The sequence below is a fragment of the Pseudonocardia kunmingensis genome, assembly GCF_006716445.1.
GTDB classification, from domain to species: Bacteria; Actinomycetota; Actinomycetes; order Mycobacteriales; family Pseudonocardiaceae; genus Pseudonocardia; species Pseudonocardia kunmingensis.
Window position 1 is genome coordinate 1,871,356 of record NZ_VFPA01000001.1, and the last position, 16,272, is coordinate 1,887,627.

The window sequence follows — 16,272 nt, forward strand, 5'->3', positions numbered from 1 at the left end:
GTCGGCTGGGCGTCTGCCGCCTCACATCCGGGATCTCAGCACGTCGAACTCGCAGCCGGGCGCGGACGGGTCGAAGCCGTGCTCGACCAGCCACCGGGCCGCCGTCAGGCTCCGCCACGACCACCACGCGCGGATCACGTCGAGGTCGACGTCGGTGCCGTAGCCGGCGACGACGTCGGCGAGGTGCTCCTCGTGCCCGAGCGTCAGGGTCGCGAGGTCGAACAGGGCGTCGCCCCGGCTCGCCTCGGACCAGTCGATCACGCCGGTGACCTCGTCACCGTCGACGAACACGTGGGTGATCTGCAGGTCGCCGTGGGTGAACACGGGTGTCCACGGCCGGAGCGCGGCCTCGGCGATGTGCCGGTTGCGCGTGACGAGGTCGATCGGGAGCACGCCGTTCGCGACGAGCCACTCGCATTCGACGTCGAGCCGCGCTGCGATCTCGTCGGGGCTCCGGCCGGGCCACGGGGGCAGTGGCGCGTCGTGCAGCGTCCGAACGGCGGCACCCACCGCGGCCCACGCCGCAGGCGACGCGGGCGACGGCTCGCCGAGGCGCCCGAGCGCCGTCCCCCGGACGGCGGCGAGCGCGAGCACGGGCGGCTGCCGCCACAGGACCTCCGGGGTCGGGATCGGCGCCATGGCCATCGCCTCGACCTCGACGTCGGTGCGCGCCCGATCGGCGTCGACCTTCAGGAACACGTCGCCGACGCGCAGGGTCGCGCGCTCGTCGTGGGCGACGACGACCTCGACCTCCTCCACGTCGGCCATCCTCACCGGATGACCACCGCCGCCGCCACGGGTTTGGCGCTCGCGCCACGGCGGACTACGCCCCGACCTTCGCCGGCCACTGGTTGCGGAGCATCAGAGTGCGTTCGAGCGCGGCGAGGAGCCCCGCGCCGGGCAACGCGACCTTCGTCCACCCGGGGAGGCCGGCTGTGGATCGTTCGACGGGCTCGGACCGTCCTGCCGAAGTCGGAGCGCGGCCTCCGACTTCGGGGGGAGGTGGGCCCGCTGCGGGTTGCCTAGGCTCGCCACGTGGACGACACGACGGGCGCGCGGCGCGGCGCGGTCCGGGACGGGCTCGTCGACGGCGGGCTGGTCGTGCTGGCGGTCACGGCCGGGTTCTACCCGGCCGTCGCCTGGTGGGCGGGCCAGCCGACGCTGCCCCCATGGCTGCAGAACCTGGACTACGCCGCCGGTGCGATCGGCTGCCTCGCGCTGTGGTGGCGACGCCGCTTCCCGCTGGTGCTCGCCGTCGTCATGGCCGTGGTGAGCACCTTCTCCCTGTCCGTCTCGGCGGCGGCGCTCATCGCGCTGCTCACCCTGGCCGTCCACCGCCCGGCGCGGCACACGGCCGTGCTCGCCGTGGCCTACCTGCTCTCCTTCGGGGTCTACCTGGTGCTCCGCCCGGACCGGACGGTGCCCGTGTGGCTGCTGGTCGCGCTCCAGGTGGCGCTCGTGGTCGGCGTGGCCGGGTGGGGGATGCTCGTGCGCAGCCGCCGGCAGCTCGTCGCGTCGTTGCGCGAACGGGCCGAGGCCGCCGAGGTCGCGGCCCGGCTGCGGGCCGAGCGCTCCCAGCACGAGGCGCGCGAGGCCCTCGCGCGGGAGATGCACGACGTCCTCGGCCACCGGCTGTCGCTCCTCAGCGTGCACGCGGGCGCCCTGGCCTACTACCGCGGCGCCTCGGCGGAGGAGATCGCCCGGGCCGCCGAGGTGGTGCGGGAGAACGCCCGCCGCGCCCTGCAGGACCTGCGCGAGGTGATCGGCGTCCTGCGCACCCCCGAGCGGGACCGCCCGCTGCCCGGCGTCGAGGACGTCGTCGAGCTGGTCGACGAGACCCGGCGTGCCGGCACCCCGGTCGAGCTGCGGGACGTCAGCGGCGTGACGCCCGGTGGCCGAGCCGTCCCCGCGACGGTGGGCCGCACGCTCTACCGGCTCGTCCAGGAGGGTCTGACCAACGCCCGCAAGCACGCCCCCGGCGCGCCCGTCCTCGTCCGGATCACCGGGGACCCCGGTGACCACCTGAGCGTCGAGGTCATCAACGCCCGGCCGCCGCTGGCGCCGCCCGCGGGCGTCGCTCCCGCGATCGGTTCCGGGGAGGGGCTGCGCGGGCTGGCCGAGCGGGCCACGCTCGTCGGCGGGCGGCTCGAGCACGGGCCGACCCGGACCGGCGGGTGGCGGCTGGGCATGAGGCTACGGTGGCCGGCGTGAGCCAGGCCCCGCCGCCGATCCCGCCGCCGACCGAGCCGACCATCGACGTGCTCGTCGCCGACGACGACCCGGTCGTCCGCTTCGGGCTGGCCATGATGCTGCGGGGCGCGGCCGACCTGCGGGTGGTCGCCGAGGCCGGGGACGGCGCGGAGGCGATCGAGCTGGCCGCCCACCATCGGCCGCACGTGGTCCTGATGGACATCCGGATGCCCGGCACCGACGGGATCACCGCGACCGAGACCATCAGGGCACGGACCCCCGCGACGCAGGTCGTCGTGCTCACCACCTTCGACGCCGACGCGCACGTCCTGCGCGCCCTGCGGGCCGGGGCGGCCGGGTTCCTGGTCAAGGACACCCCGCCGGACGAGCTCGTCGTCGCCATCCGGCACGCCGCGCAGGGGCGGCCCGTGCTCTCCCCGGACGTGACCCGCCGGCTCATCGACCGCGTCGCGGGCGCCGACCAGGACACCCGCCGCGACGCGGCCCGCCGCAAGCTCGACTCCCTCGCCGGACGGGAGCGCGCCGTCGCGATCGAGATCGGCGCGGGACGGTCCAACGCGGAGATCGCCGCGCGCCACCACATCGGCCTGGCCACCGTCAAGACGCACGTGTCCGCGATCTTCACCAAGCTCGACCTCACCAACCGCGTGCAGGTGGCCCTGCTCGTGCACGACGCGGCGCTCGACGCGCAACGCTGAGCGCAGGAGAGCGGAGAGACCCGACCCGGCGGGCAACCGCGGGCCGTGCCCGGACGTCTACCCTGCGGACGCGCAACAGCCATTGCGACCGTACTCAGCGACGGAAGGACGCACGTGCCGGACGACGCCCGCTTCGTCCACACCGACTCCGTGCACGAACCGCGCGTCCCGCGCCGGGGCCACGGGACGCACCGCCCGGAACGGCCTCGCGCCGCGGGGCCGGGTCGTGCGCCCGCGGGACCACGCCATCCCGGACCGCACGACCGGGTCCTCCCGCACCCGCCGCCCGCGGCCGGGCGGTCCGCACCCGGGACCCGACGCCCGCACCCGGTGGATCCGCCGACCTTCCGGATGCCGATCCCCGTGCCCGGCGAGCTGCGCGCCACCCCGCCGCGCGCCGAGCACGTGCTCTGCGCGCTCGTGACCGAACCGCTCACCGTGGTCCTGCCGCCCGTCCGGCGCCGCGGCGAGGAGCCGCCGTCCGGCACGGGGCCGCGGCGCGGCGGGCTGGGCGAGGGGCTGGCACTGTCGATCAGCTCCGGGCTCGGCGCGCTGGCCGGGCTGGCGAGCTGGCTGATCGCCGCGCGCCTGCTGCCACAGGCCCAGTTCGGGCTCGCCGCCGCGGTGGTCTCGGCGTTCATGCTGGTCGGGGGCATCTCCCAGCTGAACCTCGGGCTGGCCCTGATGCGGTGGCTCCCCGTCGCGGGCCGGCACGTCGGCACGCTGGTGTGGCGGAGCCTGCTCGTGATCATGCCGCTGGCCGGGGTCGCCGGGTTCGGGTACGTGCTGGCGGTTCCCGCGCTGGCCCGCACCGCGGCGGGGCCCGACGGCCCGCTCCTGGCCGGCACGGCGGTGTTCACCGTGGCCGCCGCGGCGTGGGGCGCGTTCGTCGTCCACGACTACGTCCTGGTCGCGATCGGCCGGCCGTGGTGGAGCGTGTGGCGCAACGGCCTGTTCGCGGTGGTCCGCATCGGCCTGCTGGTCGTGCTGGGGTCCGCACTGGGCGCGCAGGGCGTCGTGCTCTCGTGGGCCGGCCCGCTCGTGGTGTGGATCGCGGTGGGCTCGCTGGTGCTGGTGGTGGCGGTGCGGCGCCACGCCCGGGGGAGCACCGGTGGCACCGTGCCGAGCCGCAGCGAGGTGGTGGGCTTCCTCGGCCCGACCTGGCTCGCGCAGATCGGCAACACCCTCCTGCTCAACCAGGTGCCGTTGCTGGTCATCCTCCGGTTCGGCCCCGAGTCCGGCGCGGCGTTCTTCATCGCCTGGCAGGCCACGGTCGTGGTGGAGACGGCGGCCACCTACTTCACGCACTCGCTGTCGGCCGCCTGCGCGCGGGCCCCGGAGCGCGCCCGCGAGCTCACGTCGTCCTCGCGCCGGCAGATGCTCATGATCTTCCTTCCGCTCCTCGCCCTCGGAGCCCTGCTGGCCGGTCCGGGCCTGTCGATCTTCGGGCCGGGCTACACCGCGACGGCCGAGGTGCTGCGGCTGCTCCTGCTCGGCCAGGCCTTCCGCCTGCTCGTGGTGCACGAGCTGGGGGTGCGCACCGCCGCCGGCCGGGGGGTGGCCTACGCCCGGCTGCACCTGTCGAGCACGGTGCTGGTGCTGCTGGCCGTCGTCCTGGCGCCGGTGCCTGCCGAGGGGGGCGCGGGCGCCGCCCTCCTGCCGGTCGCGTGGGGCTACGTCGCCGTCCAGGTGCTCTGCGCGGCGCACGTGGTGCTCGTCCGGGTGCTGGGGCGGAGGCGGGCGGGCCGCCCCGCCAGTTCATGATCCGCGACGTTCGCGCCTGCCGGGGACGCTGCCTGCGGCGAGCACGGCGGCGAGCGCGGCCAGCCCGGCCAGTAGCGCGAACACCGCCGGGTAGCCGCCGAGGACCTCCGACAGCGCCGCGCCTGCCCAGGGTGCGAGCGCGGTGGCGACCGTGGCGGGTGCGGCGAGGATCCCGTTGAGCCTGCCGTAGTGGGCCGCACCCCAGCGGTCGCTGACGGCGGTGGCCTGCAGCAGCGTGAACACGCCACGGGCGGCTCCTGCGAGCATGGCCGCGGCGACGAGCAGCAGTGCCGGACCGGGGAGGACCGCGAGCAGCGCGGTCGCCGCCGCGGTGGCGCCGAGGATGAGCACGCCCCGCAGGCGGACACCGACCCGGCGGACGAGGAGGCCGTAGCCGAGCCGGCCGAGCACCTGCCCGACGCCGCCGAGCCCCAGGGCCCAGGCCGCTCCGGTGGTCGTCATGCCGCGCTCGATGAACAGGGGGACCTGGTTGACGACCACGGCGAACGCCGCGAACGTCCCGAGCGCGACCGCGGCGACCAGCAGGACGAAGGGGCGGCTGCGCGCGACCGCGCGGGGGTCGGTGTCGGTGTCCGCGGGGACCTCGGCGGGGTCGGGCCGCGGCCAGGGGCCGCGCAGGCCGAACAGGTGCGCAGGGACGGTGACCGCGGCGAGCACGACGGCGAGCACGAGGTAGGCCCCGCGCCATCCCAGTGGCTCGGCGAGCGCGGCGGTCAGCGGGGCGAAGATCGTGCTCGCGAGGCCGGCCAGCAGCGTGACGGTCGTGAGGGCGGTGACCCGGCGGGGACCCCACCAGCGGGTCAGCGCCGCGAACGCGGGCTGGTAGAGCACGCCCGCCATGGCGACGCCGGCCAGCGCCCAGGCCGCGAAGAACCAGGGCAGCGACGGCGCGGTGGCGATGCCGAGCACCGCGGGCACCGCGACGACCGATCCGGAGGTCATGACCAGCCGGGGTCCGAGCCGGTCGAGCCAGCGCCCGGCCGGGACCCCGACGAGGGCCGACACCACCAGGGCGAGGGAGAAGGCGGCGGTGATCGTGGTGATCGACCAGCCGGTGTCGGCGGCGATACCGGGAGCGAGCACCGGGAAGGCGTAGTAGAGCACGCCCCAGCTGGTGATCTCGGTGCCGCACAGCACGGCGAGCACGCGGCGGAGGCCGGCACGGGACAGCGCGCCGGGCTCCGTGGTCATCGCTCCAGCGTGCAACAGCGGATCCACGGCGGCCCGCTCAGGGTGCGCCCCGCCGGCGCGACCGGATGGTGCGCCACCGCGGCACTGGTGCGATCCCGGCGCCTGCGCCAAGGTGGACCTCTCTGGCCACGTCGGGGGGACGACCATGAGGGTTGTGATCATCGGCGCCGGTATCGGTGGGCTCACCACCGCGCTCCGGCTGCACCGAGCGGGCGTCGAGTGCACCGTCCACGAGCAGAGCACGCAGATCAGCGCGCTGGGCGTCGGGATCAACGTCCTGCCGCACGCGGTCCGCGACCTCGCGGAGCTCGGGCTGCTGGAGCGGTTGGACGCCGCGGCGGTCCGCACCAAGGAGCTGCTCTACCTGCACCGGCTGGGCCCGCAGATCATGGTCAAGCCGTGCGGGCTCGACGCGGGGTTCGCGCTGCCCCAGCTGTCCTTCCACCGCGGCCGGCTGCAGGCGGTGCTGCTGGCGGCGGTGCGGGAGCGGCTCGGGCCCGACGCCGTGCGCACGGGCCACCGGCTCGTCGGGTTCGACCAGGACGCGGACGGGGTGCGGGCCCGGTTCGCCGACCGGCACGGCGAGCCGCTGGGCGAGGCGCGCGGCGACGTGCTCGTCGCCGCGGACGGCATCCACTCGACGGTGCGCGCCACGCTGTTCCCCGACGAGGGAGCACCGCGCTGGAACGGCGTGATGATGTGGCGGGGGGCCACGGACTGGCCGGAGTACCTCACCGGCCGCTCGATGATCATCGCGGGTGGCACGGCCGCGAAGCTCGTGATCTACCCGATCGGCGAGGGGCGCGAGCCGGGCACGAAGCTGACGAACTGGGCGGTCTGCATCCTGACCGGCACGCCCGGCGACCCGCCGCCCGAACGCCAGGACTGGTCGCGGCGCGCGGAGGCGGCCGACGTGGAACCGCACATCGACCGGTTCCGGGTGCCGCACCTCGACCACGCCGCGCTGGTGCGGGCGACGCCCGAGTTCTTCGAGTTCCCGATGTGCGACCGCGACCCGCTCCCGCACTGGACGCGCGGACGCGTGACGCTGCTCGGCGACGCCGCCCACCCGATGTACCCGATGGGCTCGAACGGCGCGGGCCAGGCGATCCTCGACGCCACCAGCATCGGGCGCCACCTGGCCGCGCACGCCGACCCGGCGGCGGCGCTGCAGGCCTACGAGGACGAGCGGCTCCCGGCCACCAGCGAGGTCGTGCTCCGCAACCGCATCGGCGGCCCGGAGGGCGTGATCGACGAGGTGGAACGCCGGGCCCCCGACGGCTTCGACCGGTTGGAGGACGTCATCGACGCCGCCGAGCTGGACGCCGTCGTCAGCGGCTACGCCCGGGCCGCCGGGGCGGACCGGAGCCAGGTGAACCGGACGCCCTGAACCCGGGCGCGGTCAGGCCCCCTCGACCGAGCCGGGCGGCAGGAAGTCGACGTCGTGCAGGGCGGAGCGGCGCACGACCTCCTCGGGGTCGGTGAGGTCGTGCAGCTGGTCGAACAGCGCCGCGAGCCGGCCTGCCGGGCTCACCCAGAACAGCCCGCGCGTGGGCGCGTCGCTGCGGTTGTAGTAGGCGTGCGGGAGGTTGCGCGGCATGCGGACGGTGTCGCCGGGCCCCGCGGTCGTCCACTCGCCGTCCAGGTAGAGGGTGAACACGCCCTCCACCACGTAGATGTGCTCGTCCTGGAGGGGGTGCACGTGCGGTGGTACGCCGGTGCCGGGCGGGTCGTAGGTCTCGAAGGCGAAGCTGGAGTCGCTCGCGGCCTTCATCGTGTAGGTGTGGCCGAGCACGTTCCACACCTTCTTGCGCATGCCCTCACGGGCGAGGGTGATGCCCTTGGGCAGCGGGCCGAGCACGATCTCGTCGCCGGTCATCGCCCGATGATGCACCGGACCCGTGGGCGGGCGCGAGACCTCAGGCCCGCGCGCCGTCGCGGGCCGAGCGGGTGTGCAGCAGCGCGGACACCCGCTGCCGGGTGACCCGGAACATCTCCGCGATCCGCGTGATGCTGACGTCCTCGCGCTGCAGGGCGAGCGCCTCCTCGCGGCGGAAGCGGCTGCCCAGCTCACCGAGCTCGTCCAGCACCCCGGTGACGGTCTCGATGACGAGTGGCGGCTTCTCGGACGAGACGATCTCGAACCACGTGCGGCCCCGCCGGCGCTGCGCGATCAGGTCGTCGGCGCGCTCGGCCGCGGCGCCGAGAGCGGCGATCGTGCGGTCGAGCGCGCCCCTCAGCTCGAGGAGCGCCTGGATCGCGGCATCGTCGGCCTCTCGCTCCATCGCGGTCCCCCGTTCTCCGAGCCACTCGTCGTCCATCGAGGAGTAATCATGAACCGGCGCAGAACGGGCGAGGAGGCCAGGGCGGCCTACCTCCGGTCGGCACCACGTGCGCGGAACTCGCGGTAACCGGCAGGTCGCCGTGCGTTCCGAGGTTCCACACCGGTCGGCGACCCGCTCCCCCCGAGCGCCACTGCTACCCCTCGATCCGGTGCTCGCCGGAGCCCAGCTCGCGCTGCCGCCCGTCGGGCAGGACGACCTGCGCGACCGCGTTGACCGGCACCCGCAGGTCGAGCTCCAGCCGGTCCGCCCGCCGCCACGCGAGGTCGATCCGACCGCGGACGGTGTGCAGCGTGATCCGGGCGCCCGGCAGCGCGGCGGTCACGCGGGGCTGCACGCGGAACCGCGCCCAGCCCGGTTCCAGCGGCTCGATCCCGGCGGCCCGCTCCACGAGCCAGCGGACGGGCTCGCTGAGGGTCGTGTCGTTGTGCCCGCGTGCGGTGTCCTCCCACGACTCCCAGAACGTCGTGGCGCCCAGCGCGCGCAGGTGACCGTAGGACGGGTAGGCGGTCTGCCCGAGCACAGCCACCGCGAGGTCGGCGCGTCCGTTGTCGGACAGCGCGTAGGGCAGCGCACCGGTGCCCAGCGCGCCCGTGTCCAGGTGCCGCTCCTGCGCCTCGACGTCTGCCACCAGGTTCGCCACCACCGGGCCGACGTGCTCGGGGGGCACGATGCCGGCGGCGAGCGGCACGGCGTTGCTGGTCTGGCGGTAGCCGGCGTCGATCGGCGTGCGGTAGGTGCCGGTGCCCGCGTCGAGGAACGCCGCGGTGAACCGGCGCGTGACCGCGTCCGCGCGGTCGCGCCACGCCGCGGCCTGCCCGGGCTCGCCGACGACGTCGGCCAGTGCCGCCCCGTCGCGCAGGCTCGCGATCACGTGGGCCGTCCCGACCAGGGTGCCGCCCTCCGGCGCCATCGGACCGCCCACGGGGCGCGGCGGGTACCAGTCGCCGAACCGGTCGTCGGCGAGGTCGTCGCGCAGCATCCCCGAGAGCCACCCGAGGTAGCGGCGCACCGCGTCGAAGTGCCTGCGCGGCACCGTCGGGTCGCCGTAGGTGAGCCAGTAGCGGTGGACGAGGAACGGGTAGACGCCGGTCGAGCTGGGCGTCAGCAGCATGCCGCCCGCGGTCGCGCCGAGCGGGGCGATCAGCGGGATCTCGCCGTCCGGCGCCTGGGCGAGCCGGATGTCGTCGAGCCACGAGGCGAACACCGAGGCCATGCCGAACTGGTAGAGCATCGGCGCGACCGCGCGGTAGGTCGCCGTCGTCCACGACAGCTTGCCCGGAGCCTGGTCGGGTACGCCGTGGAGGCTGTTGCGGGCCGTCCGGCGGAACGCGTCGGCGATCCACTGCAGCTCGGGGTGCTCGATCCGCAGCTGCATCGTCTCGGCGAGATCGCTGCCCACCGGCACCGCCTGCACCTCCAGCGGCGCGTCCGTCCCGGTGACCTCGACGTACTGGAAGCCCTTGAAGGCGAAGGAGGGCTGCCAGGTCTCCTCCCGCCCGCCGGCCGCCGTGTACTCGTCGCGCTGGAAGCGGCCCGTGACCGAGCCGTTCTCGAAGCCACCCGGGATGCCGACCTCGACACGGCCCGAGGGCCCGAGCTTCTCGCCGTACTGCAGGCGCACGGTCGTGCCGGCCGGGAGCGACCCGCGCAGCCGCGCCCAGCCCGCCAGCACCACGCCGAAGTCGAGGACCCGCACCCCGGGCGCCGGCGTGGTCACCGCGACCGGCTCGATCGGGGCGCCGGCCCGCACCGGTTCCCCCGCGTACGCCACGAGCGCACCGCCCGGCCCGTCCACGACGCTCGCCGGGCGCCACCCGCCGTCGTCGAAGCCGGGCGCCGACCACCCCGCCACCCGCGCGGCCCGGCCGGCGTCGTAGGACTCGCCGGTGAACACGCCGTCGTAGGTCGTCGGGCCCTCGGTGAGGCGCCAGTCCGGGCCGCTCCCGACGGTGACGTGCCGCCCGTCGACGAGGTCGATCTCCAGCTGCGCCCGCAGCCGCGGCTCGCCGACCCAGCGCGCCAGGTCGCTGCCGTCGGTGTCCGGCGACCGCGTGGCGTAGAAGCCGCGACCGAGTGCGACGCCGATCGCGTTGCGCCCCGCCCGGAGCAGGCCACCGACGTCGTGCGTGCCGTAGAGGCAGCGCCGGTCGTAGTCGGTGGGTGCCGGGGCGAGCGCGGCGTCGCCCACCCGCTGCCCGTTGACCTCCGCCACCGCGCACCCGAGGCCCACCAGGTACAGCCGCGCCGACGCCACGGGGGCGGGCAGGTCGAACTCGTGGCGCAGCAGCGGATCCGCCGGCGGGTCCGGCGGGATCGTGTGCACCCAGCGGTCGCCGGGCACCGCAGCACCGTCGACGTGGGCGCTGCCCCCGGCGTAGGAGTCCTCCGCGCTGCTCATCCAGGACACCGGCCCACGCGCGTCGGCGAGCTCGACGTACAGCGGGCCGGGCGCGGCCGGTGGCGCCAGGTCGAGCCGGCCCGCCGCGTTGCCGTACTCGTCGCCGGTCAGGCCCTCGAGGACGGTGCGGCCGAACAGCTCGCCGTCCGGCCCGTCCCGCCGCACCGACAGCACGCACGCGGCCGTCTCCCCGGCCGGCACGCCGAGCAGCACGGCGACGGCCGCGACCGGGCCGTCGGAGACGAGGCTCTGCCCCAGCGTCGCGCCCGGCGCGAGCGGCGCGGGCTCGACGAGCTGCGGCCCGAGCACCCGCACGGCCTTCGGCACCACGAGCCCGCTCCCGATCCAGGCCGCGGTCCAGTCCTGCGGGTCCGGCATCGCGGTCTCGAACCACGCGGTCCCGGCGGCCGGCCCCTCCCGCCCCCGCTCGTCCCAGGTCCGGACGGTCCAGTGGTAGCGCGTCCGCGACGCGAGCGGCGGGCCGCCGTAGACCTGCGCCGACTGCTCCGCCGACGCGACGACGCCCGAGTCCCACACGTCGGGTGCGTCGGGCAGCAGTTCGGGCCGGCTCGCCACGAGGATCCGGTACGCCGACTGCGCCCGGTCCGTCCCCTGCGCCTCGAGCTGCCAGCCGAACCGGGGCGCGGCGGCGTCGATGCCGAGCGGGTGGGCCAGGTGCTCGGTCGTCAGGGCGACGGGCTGCAGCGGGGGCGGCGCGGTCGCGGACCCGCGCACCGCGACGGGCAGCGCGGCCAGCGCCGCCACCCCCGCCAGCCCACCGAGCACCGCCCGCCGGCTCACCTCGACCATGATCGCCCCCTCCGCCGTGACCTGGGGAAATCATCGGAGCGGGGTCGGCGAGCCACATCCGGTCGAGGGGGACACCTGCCCTACTCCCGCCGGCGCAGCCGGCCGTGAGTGGATACCGGTGCCGGAGCACCCGTATCCACTCACGATGGAGGCACCCGTGGCCGGACCCGATCGACCCGCGTTCCGCGCTCTCGGGCCGTTCAGCGACTGGGTCGCGCACGCGGCCGCGGAGGGGGACCTCTACCCCTCCGCGGCGCGGCCCCCGCTGACCGGCGCCGAAGTGCGCACCCTCATCGGCTCCGGGCACGACGGCGAGCCGCTCGCCCCCGAACGCGGGCGCCGCTGGACGCGCGACGGAGTGGACGGCGAGGAGGTGTCCTGGTCGGTCGGCTTCGGCCCGCGGACCCGCGCCTGGCTGCTGCGCCCGGCCGGGGAGACCCGGCCGCTGCCCGGCGTGGTCGCGCTGCACAGCCACGACGGGTTCACCTACTACGGCAAGGAGAAGGTCGCCGACGGCCCCGAGGAGGCGCCCGTCCCGGCGCGGGCGCTGCGGGAGCGGTCCTACGGGGGCGCCCCGTTCGCGAACGAGCTCGCCCGCCGCGGGTTCGCCGTGCTCGCCCACGACGTGTTCCGGTGGGGCAGCCGGAAGTTCCCACCGGAGCTGGTGGGCTCCGCGGACGAGCCGGAGGCGTACAACACCGCCGCGCGGGCCCACGAGCACGTCGTCGCGAAGTACTGCACGGTCCTGGGCACCTCGCTCGCCGGTGTGGTCGCCCGCGAGGACCGCATCGCGGTGCGGTACCTGCGCTCGCGCACCGACGCCGTGGCCGGGCCGATCGGGTGCATCGGCCTGTCCGGCGGCGGGTGCCGCGCGGCGCTGCTGCAGGCCACCTGCGACGACGTGGCGGCGGCCGGGATCGTCGGGATGATGTCGAGCTACCCGGGCCTGCTCGACGCGCACGTCGGCCGGCACACGTGGATGTTCTTCCCGCCCGGGCTGGCCGCGCGCGGCGACTGGCCCGACGTCGCCGCGGCGCGCGCCCCGGCACCGCTGCTCGTGCAGTACAAGCGGCACGACCACCTGTTCGGGCTGCCCGGCATGATCGAGGCCCACGAGCGGCTGACCGCCCGGTACCGGCAGGCCGGGGCACCGGAGGCCTACATCGGCGAGTTCTCCGACGGCCCCCACGAGTTCAACCGGGCCATGCAGGCCTCCGCGTTCGCGCACCTGGAGCGCTGGCTGCGGGGCTGAGGGCGGATGGGGGCCACGCGCCGGGCAGGTGACCCGTGGCGATGCCGCGGACCGTCGCCGGCACGAGCGCGTGCCGCTCACGTAGCCCACGCGTGGCCGGCACGGGTGCCCGCGGGCCGGGCCTGCGGGACGCTCGCTGCCGATCCGATCCACCCGCAGGCCTGGAGGCCCGTCGTGAAGATGCTGCTCGAGCTCGTCCCCGTCCCGGTCACCGACGTCGACCGCGCCAAGGCCTTCTACGAGCGCGCCGGGTTCGGCGTCGACGTGGACGTGCAGCCCGCCGAGGGCGTCCGGGTCGTGCAGCTCACCCCGCCCGGCTCGGCCTGCTCGATCGTGCTCTCCACCGGTCTGCCCGCGCTCGCCGACATGGTGCCGGGCTCGGCGAGGGGCCTGCACCTCGTGGTCGGCGACGCCGTCGAGGCTCGCGCCGAGCTGGCCCGCCGCGGGGTGCCGGTCGGAGACGTCGACGAGCACGACCAGGGGATGAAGTTCGTGCCGTTCGCCGACCCGGACGGCAACACCTGGGTGCTGCAGGAGATGCCGTGGCGGGCCGGTGACTTCCGGGGTGTGCGGTAGATCGTGCTGGGGCGAGGCCGTTCGCGTTTCGGCGGAACGCCGTACGAGGTGTTCCGACGCCGTCAGCCGTCCGCGTGCTCGACCTGCCGACGAGATCCGGGAGCTGCCGGCCTCGCCCTGATGTGCGCCCGTTCGCCCTGCCCACCGAAGAGGCTGAGCACCTCGACGCTGCCACGCCCGGTCGAGCCGAACCAGTGCGGGTGCTGGGTGTCGAACTCGGCGACCTCCCCCGGCGCGAGGACCAGGTCGTAGTCACCCAGGACGAGCCGTAGCCGTCCGCTGAGCACGTAGAGCCACTCGTACCCGGCGTGGGTGCGCGTGAACGGTTCGGACTCGCTCGCGGGGATCGTCAGCTTGTACGCCTTGGGCTCGCCCTGCGTCCGCGACAGCGGGACGATGACGCGTCCCTCCGTCCGCCTCGGTTCCTGCGGCATCCTCGGGTCGAGGATGCGCGGGGCCGCGACGATCTCGTCGAGCGGCACCGCCAGGGCGGCGGCGACCGGCAGCAGCAGCTCCAGGCTCGGCTTGCGCTGCCCGGACTCGAGCCGCGACAGGGTGCTCTTGGAGATCCCGGTCATGCGGCTGAGGTCGGCGAGCGAGAGGTCCTTCTTCTCCCTGACCCGGCGCAGGCGGTACCCGATCCGGCTGAGGGTGGCGTCGATCGCGGGATGGGCGGACATCGGCCCACTCCAGCAGACCGTTCCGCTTTCGGCAACGGAAGTTGCCGCGGCCGGGACGAGGGCGCGATGTTCTGCCGCGGAGGTGGCAGTGATGGAGAACCATCGAGATGTCGTGATCATCGGTGCCGGCGCGGCCGGGCTGACCGCGGGGATCGTCCTGGCCCGCGCCCGGGCCGACGTGCTGGTCGTCGACGGCGGCAGTCCCCGGAACGCAGCGGCCGCGCACATGCACGGGTTCGTCTCCCGCGACGGGGTGGACCCCGCGGAGTTCCTCGCGACCGGCCGCGGGGAGGTCGCCCGCTACGGCGGCGAGCTGGTCCGGGCGCGTGTCGTCGACGCGCGCCGGGGCAGCGGCGGTGACGGGTTCGCGCTCACCCTGGACACCGGGACGGTGGTGCGCACGCGCGCGGTGCTCGTCGCCACGGGGCTGACCGACGAGCTGCCCGGCATCCCGGGGGCCCGCGAGCTGTGGGGGTCGGCGGTGCACCACTGCCCGCACTGCCACGGGTACGAGGTCCGCGACCGGGAGCTCGTCGTCATCGGCGGCGCCGTACCACCGATGACGCTGCACCAGGCGGCGTTGCTGCGCCGCTACAGCGAGCGCGTGACGCTGTGCCCCGACGGCATGGACGTCTCGCAGGCCGACCGCCGCCGGCTGCTCGCGTTCGGCGTCCGCATCGTCGACGGCGCCGTCTCCCGCCTCGTCGGCGGGGGCGGCGGCGTGACCGGTGTCGAGCTCGCGGACGGCCGCGTGCAGCCCTGCGATGCGGTGTTCGTCGCTCCGCTGCCGCGTCCGAACGACGCGGTCCTGCGGGCGCTCGGTTGCGAGCCCGACCCCGCCACCGGATGGGTGGCGGTCGATGCCGCCGGGGCGACCGACGTGCCCGGCGTCCGGGCGGCCGGCAACGTCGTGAACCCCCGTGCGCAGGTCGTCACCGCTGCGGGTGAGGCGTCTGCTGCCGCCATCGGGTTGACGTCCTGGCTCCTGGACCAGGACCTCGACGCCGCCGTGCAGCGGGATGCGGTCCGATGAACGTCGACACCGCCGCGGCGCCCTCCGGCGCCCGAGGCCGGCTGCCGCTCGGGGTGTACCTGCTGGCCTTCAGCCTCTTCGCCATGGGCAGCGCCGAGTTCCTCCTCGCCGGCGTCCTTCCCGCGGTCGCCACCGACATCCAGGTCGACCTGGCCACCGCAGGTGGGCTGATCAGCGCGTTCGCCGTCGGGGTCGTCATCGGTGGGCCGCCGTTCGCGGTGATCAGCCTCGGCTGGCCGCGTCGCACGGCGCTCGTGGTGACCCAACTGCTCTTCGCGGCCTGCATCGCCACCGGCGTGGCCATCGGCAGCTACCCCGCCCTCCTGGTCACCCGTTTCGCCGCCGGGCTCGCCTACGCGGGGTTCTTCGCCGTGGCAGCCGTCACCGCCGTGAGCCTGGTCCCCGCCGACCGGGCCGCGCGCGCATCCGGCGTGGTCGTCAGCGGCCTCGGCCTGGCCATGGTCCTCGGCGGCCCCGCAGGGACGCTGATCGGCTACCGGACCGGGTGGGAAGGCGGGTTCTGGCTCGTGGTCGCCCTCACCGTGGTCGCTGCCGCCGCCGTGTCGGTCGCGCTGCCCGCGACGACCGGTGGGCGCGCTCCGAGCATCGGGCGCGAGCTCGCGGCCATGCGGCGGTCGAACCTGTGGCTCGTGTACGCCGCGACGCTGCTGAGCACGGCGGCCTACATGATCACGTTCAACTACCTGGCCGAGCTCCTGACCCGCGTCACGCGGATCCCGCAGGTGTGGATCGCGTTCGTCCTCGTGCTGTTCGGCGTCGGCGCGTACCTCGGTCTGGCGGTGGGCGGCCGCATCGCCGACAGGCGTCCCCACCTCGCCATGGTCGGGGGCTCGGCCGGCATCGTCGGCTGCTCGGTGCTGATCGCGGTCCTCGCCGAGCACGCCCTCGCCGTCGTCCCGCTCGTCCTGCTCCTCGGCGTGGCCGGGTTCGTGCTCAACCCCGCTGTCTACGGCCGGGTGTTCCGCATCGCCGCGGACGCCCCCACGCTCGCCGGGGCGACCACGGTGTCCGCCTTCCAGCTCGGCATCAGCCTCGTCCCCCTGATGGCCGCCGTGCCGCTGCACGCCGGTGCGCCCGTCACCACCGTCGCCTGGATCGGCGCCGGCCTGGCGGCGATCACCATCGCGGTCGTCCTCGTCGAGCGGGCCACGGCCCGGGGAGCCGCGCGGTGAGCCTCCGGCCCGGAGGGCACTACCGGCGGCCGCGGGGAACGGGATCCGCATGACGAACGGCACTTTCGTCGGCTAGGTACCGACGAGAGTGCCGTTCGTC

The 16,272-nt window shown here is 75.5% G+C and carries 14 protein-coding genes; 8 read left to right on the forward strand and 6 right to left on the reverse strand.

The genetic code is table 11. From position 1 onward, the window contains the following. Positions 1-21 precede the first annotated feature (21 nt). The gene (locus tag FB558_RS08855; protein WP_211366221.1) at positions 22-768 is read right to left on the reverse strand and encodes an aminoglycoside phosphotransferase family protein; all 747 of its coding nucleotides are present in this window, start codon (positions 766-768) and stop codon (positions 22-24) included. A 267-nt stretch (positions 769-1,035) separates the two neighbouring features. Here FB558_RS08855 and FB558_RS08860 point away from each other — a divergent pair, with 267 nt between their 5' ends. The 3 genes from FB558_RS08860 (at position 1,036) to FB558_RS08870 (ending at position 4,673) form a co-directional block, all read left to right on the forward strand. Beyond that, a complete protein-coding gene (locus FB558_RS08860; RefSeq protein ID WP_142050169.1) occupies positions 1,036-2,211 on the forward strand; it encodes a sensor histidine kinase in 1,176 nt (391 codons plus the stop codon). Next, on the forward strand, positions 2,199-2,909 hold the full coding sequence (locus FB558_RS08865) for a response regulator (protein ID WP_425467980.1): 711 nt from the start codon (positions 2,199-2,201) through the stop codon (positions 2,907-2,909). The genes FB558_RS08860 and FB558_RS08865 overlap by 13 nt, the downstream gene beginning before the upstream one ends. 330 nt (positions 2,910-3,239) lie before the next feature. Continuing rightward, on the forward strand, positions 3,240-4,673 hold the full coding sequence (locus FB558_RS08870) for a lipopolysaccharide biosynthesis protein (protein ID WP_142050172.1): 1,434 nt from the start codon (positions 3,240-3,242) through the stop codon (positions 4,671-4,673). On the opposite strand, the gene FB558_RS08875 is transcribed toward FB558_RS08870, so the two are convergent. Beyond that, a complete protein-coding gene (locus FB558_RS08875) occupies positions 4,668-5,885 on the reverse strand; it encodes an MFS transporter (RefSeq protein ID WP_142050175.1) in 1,218 nt (405 codons plus the stop codon). The two genes, FB558_RS08870 and FB558_RS08875, sit on opposite strands and share 6 nt — an antisense overlap. A gap of 145 nt (positions 5,886-6,030) precedes the next feature. Here FB558_RS08875 and FB558_RS08880 point away from each other — a divergent pair, with 145 nt between their 5' ends. Then, complete coding sequence (locus FB558_RS08880; RefSeq protein WP_142050178.1) at positions 6,031-7,275, forward strand: flavin-dependent oxidoreductase; 1,245 nt, start codon at positions 6,031-6,033, stop codon at positions 7,273-7,275. A gap of 12 nt (positions 7,276-7,287) precedes the next feature. On the opposite strand, the gene FB558_RS08885 is transcribed toward FB558_RS08880, so the two are convergent. From FB558_RS08885 to FB558_RS08895, 3 genes are all read right to left on the reverse strand, one after another. Continuing rightward, on the reverse strand, positions 7,288-7,764 hold the full coding sequence (locus FB558_RS08885) for a cupin domain-containing protein (protein ID WP_142050181.1): 477 nt from the start codon (positions 7,762-7,764) through the stop codon (positions 7,288-7,290). 40 nt (positions 7,765-7,804) lie between these two features. Beyond that, entirely contained in the window at positions 7,805-8,206 is a 402-nt protein-coding gene (locus tag FB558_RS08890) for a hypothetical protein (RefSeq protein ID WP_211366224.1), read from the reverse strand. A 157-nt stretch (positions 8,207-8,363) separates the two neighbouring features. Continuing rightward, entirely contained in the window at positions 8,364-11,438 is a 3,075-nt protein-coding gene (locus FB558_RS08895; protein ID WP_211366227.1) for an alpha-L-rhamnosidase, read from the reverse strand. Positions 11,439-11,595: 157 nt separating this feature from the next. Between FB558_RS08895 and FB558_RS08900 the strand changes: the two genes are divergently transcribed. Beyond that, the gene (locus tag FB558_RS08900; protein ID WP_142050184.1) at positions 11,596-12,690 is read left to right on the forward strand and encodes a dienelactone hydrolase family protein; all 1,095 of its coding nucleotides are present in this window, start codon (positions 11,596-11,598) and stop codon (positions 12,688-12,690) included. 180 nt (positions 12,691-12,870) lie between these two features. Then, positions 12,871-13,266, forward strand: a complete 396-nt coding sequence (locus FB558_RS08905; RefSeq protein ID WP_342787355.1) for a VOC family protein — start codon at positions 12,871-12,873, stop codon at positions 13,264-13,266. A gap of 62 nt (positions 13,267-13,328) precedes the next feature. Here FB558_RS08905 and FB558_RS08910 read toward each other — a convergent pair whose 3' ends face one another. Continuing rightward, entirely contained in the window at positions 13,329-13,946 is a 618-nt protein-coding gene (locus FB558_RS08910) for an XRE family transcriptional regulator (protein WP_142050190.1), read from the reverse strand. A gap of 91 nt (positions 13,947-14,037) precedes the next feature. Here FB558_RS08910 and FB558_RS08915 point away from each other — a divergent pair, with 91 nt between their 5' ends. Both FB558_RS08915 and FB558_RS08920 read left to right on the forward strand, forming a co-directional pair. Continuing rightward, a complete protein-coding gene (locus tag FB558_RS08915; protein ID WP_142050193.1) occupies positions 14,038-14,979 on the forward strand; it encodes an NAD(P)/FAD-dependent oxidoreductase in 942 nt (313 codons plus the stop codon). After that, positions 14,976-16,172: an MFS transporter gene (locus FB558_RS08920; protein WP_142050196.1), complete on the forward strand. Its 1,197-nt coding sequence runs from the start codon at positions 14,976-14,978 to the stop codon at positions 16,170-16,172. Before FB558_RS08915 ends, FB558_RS08920 begins: the two co-directional genes overlap by 4 nt. The last annotated feature ends 100 nt before the right edge of the window (positions 16,173-16,272 follow it).

What these genes read in the sequence shown, in the direction of transcription:
- FB558_RS08855 (WP_211366221.1), bottom strand. Translation starts at nt 768, where the DNA reads ATGGCCGACGTGGAGGAGGTCGAGGTCGTCGTCGCCCACGACGAGCGC.
- FB558_RS08875 (WP_142050175.1), bottom strand. Translation starts at nt 5,885, where the DNA reads ATGACCACGGAGCCCGGCGCGCTGTCCCGTGCCGGCCTCCGCCGCGTG.
- FB558_RS08880 (WP_142050178.1), top strand. Translation starts at nt 6,031, where the DNA reads ATGAGGGTTGTGATCATCGGCGCCGGTATCGGTGGGCTCACCACCGCG.
- FB558_RS08885 (WP_142050181.1), bottom strand. Translation starts at nt 7,764, where the DNA reads ATGACCGGCGACGAGATCGTGCTCGGCCCGCTGCCCAAGGGCATCACC.
- FB558_RS08890 (WP_211366224.1), bottom strand. Translation starts at nt 8,206, where the DNA reads ATGGACGACGAGTGGCTCGGAGAACGGGGGACCGCGATGGAGCGAGAG.
- FB558_RS08895 (WP_211366227.1), bottom strand. Translation starts at nt 11,438, where the DNA reads ATGGTCGAGGTGAGCCGGCGGGCGGTGCTCGGTGGGCTGGCGGGGGTG.
- FB558_RS08905 (WP_342787355.1), top strand. Translation starts at nt 12,871, where the DNA reads ATGCTGCTCGAGCTCGTCCCCGTCCCGGTCACCGACGTCGACCGCGCC.
- FB558_RS08910 (WP_142050190.1), bottom strand. Translation starts at nt 13,946, where the DNA reads ATGTCCGCCCATCCCGCGATCGACGCCACCCTCAGCCGGATCGGGTAC.
- FB558_RS08915 (WP_142050193.1), top strand. Translation starts at nt 14,038, where the DNA reads ATGGAGAACCATCGAGATGTCGTGATCATCGGTGCCGGCGCGGCCGGG.
- FB558_RS08920 (WP_142050196.1), top strand. Translation starts at nt 14,976, where the DNA reads ATGAACGTCGACACCGCCGCGGCGCCCTCCGGCGCCCGAGGCCGGCTG.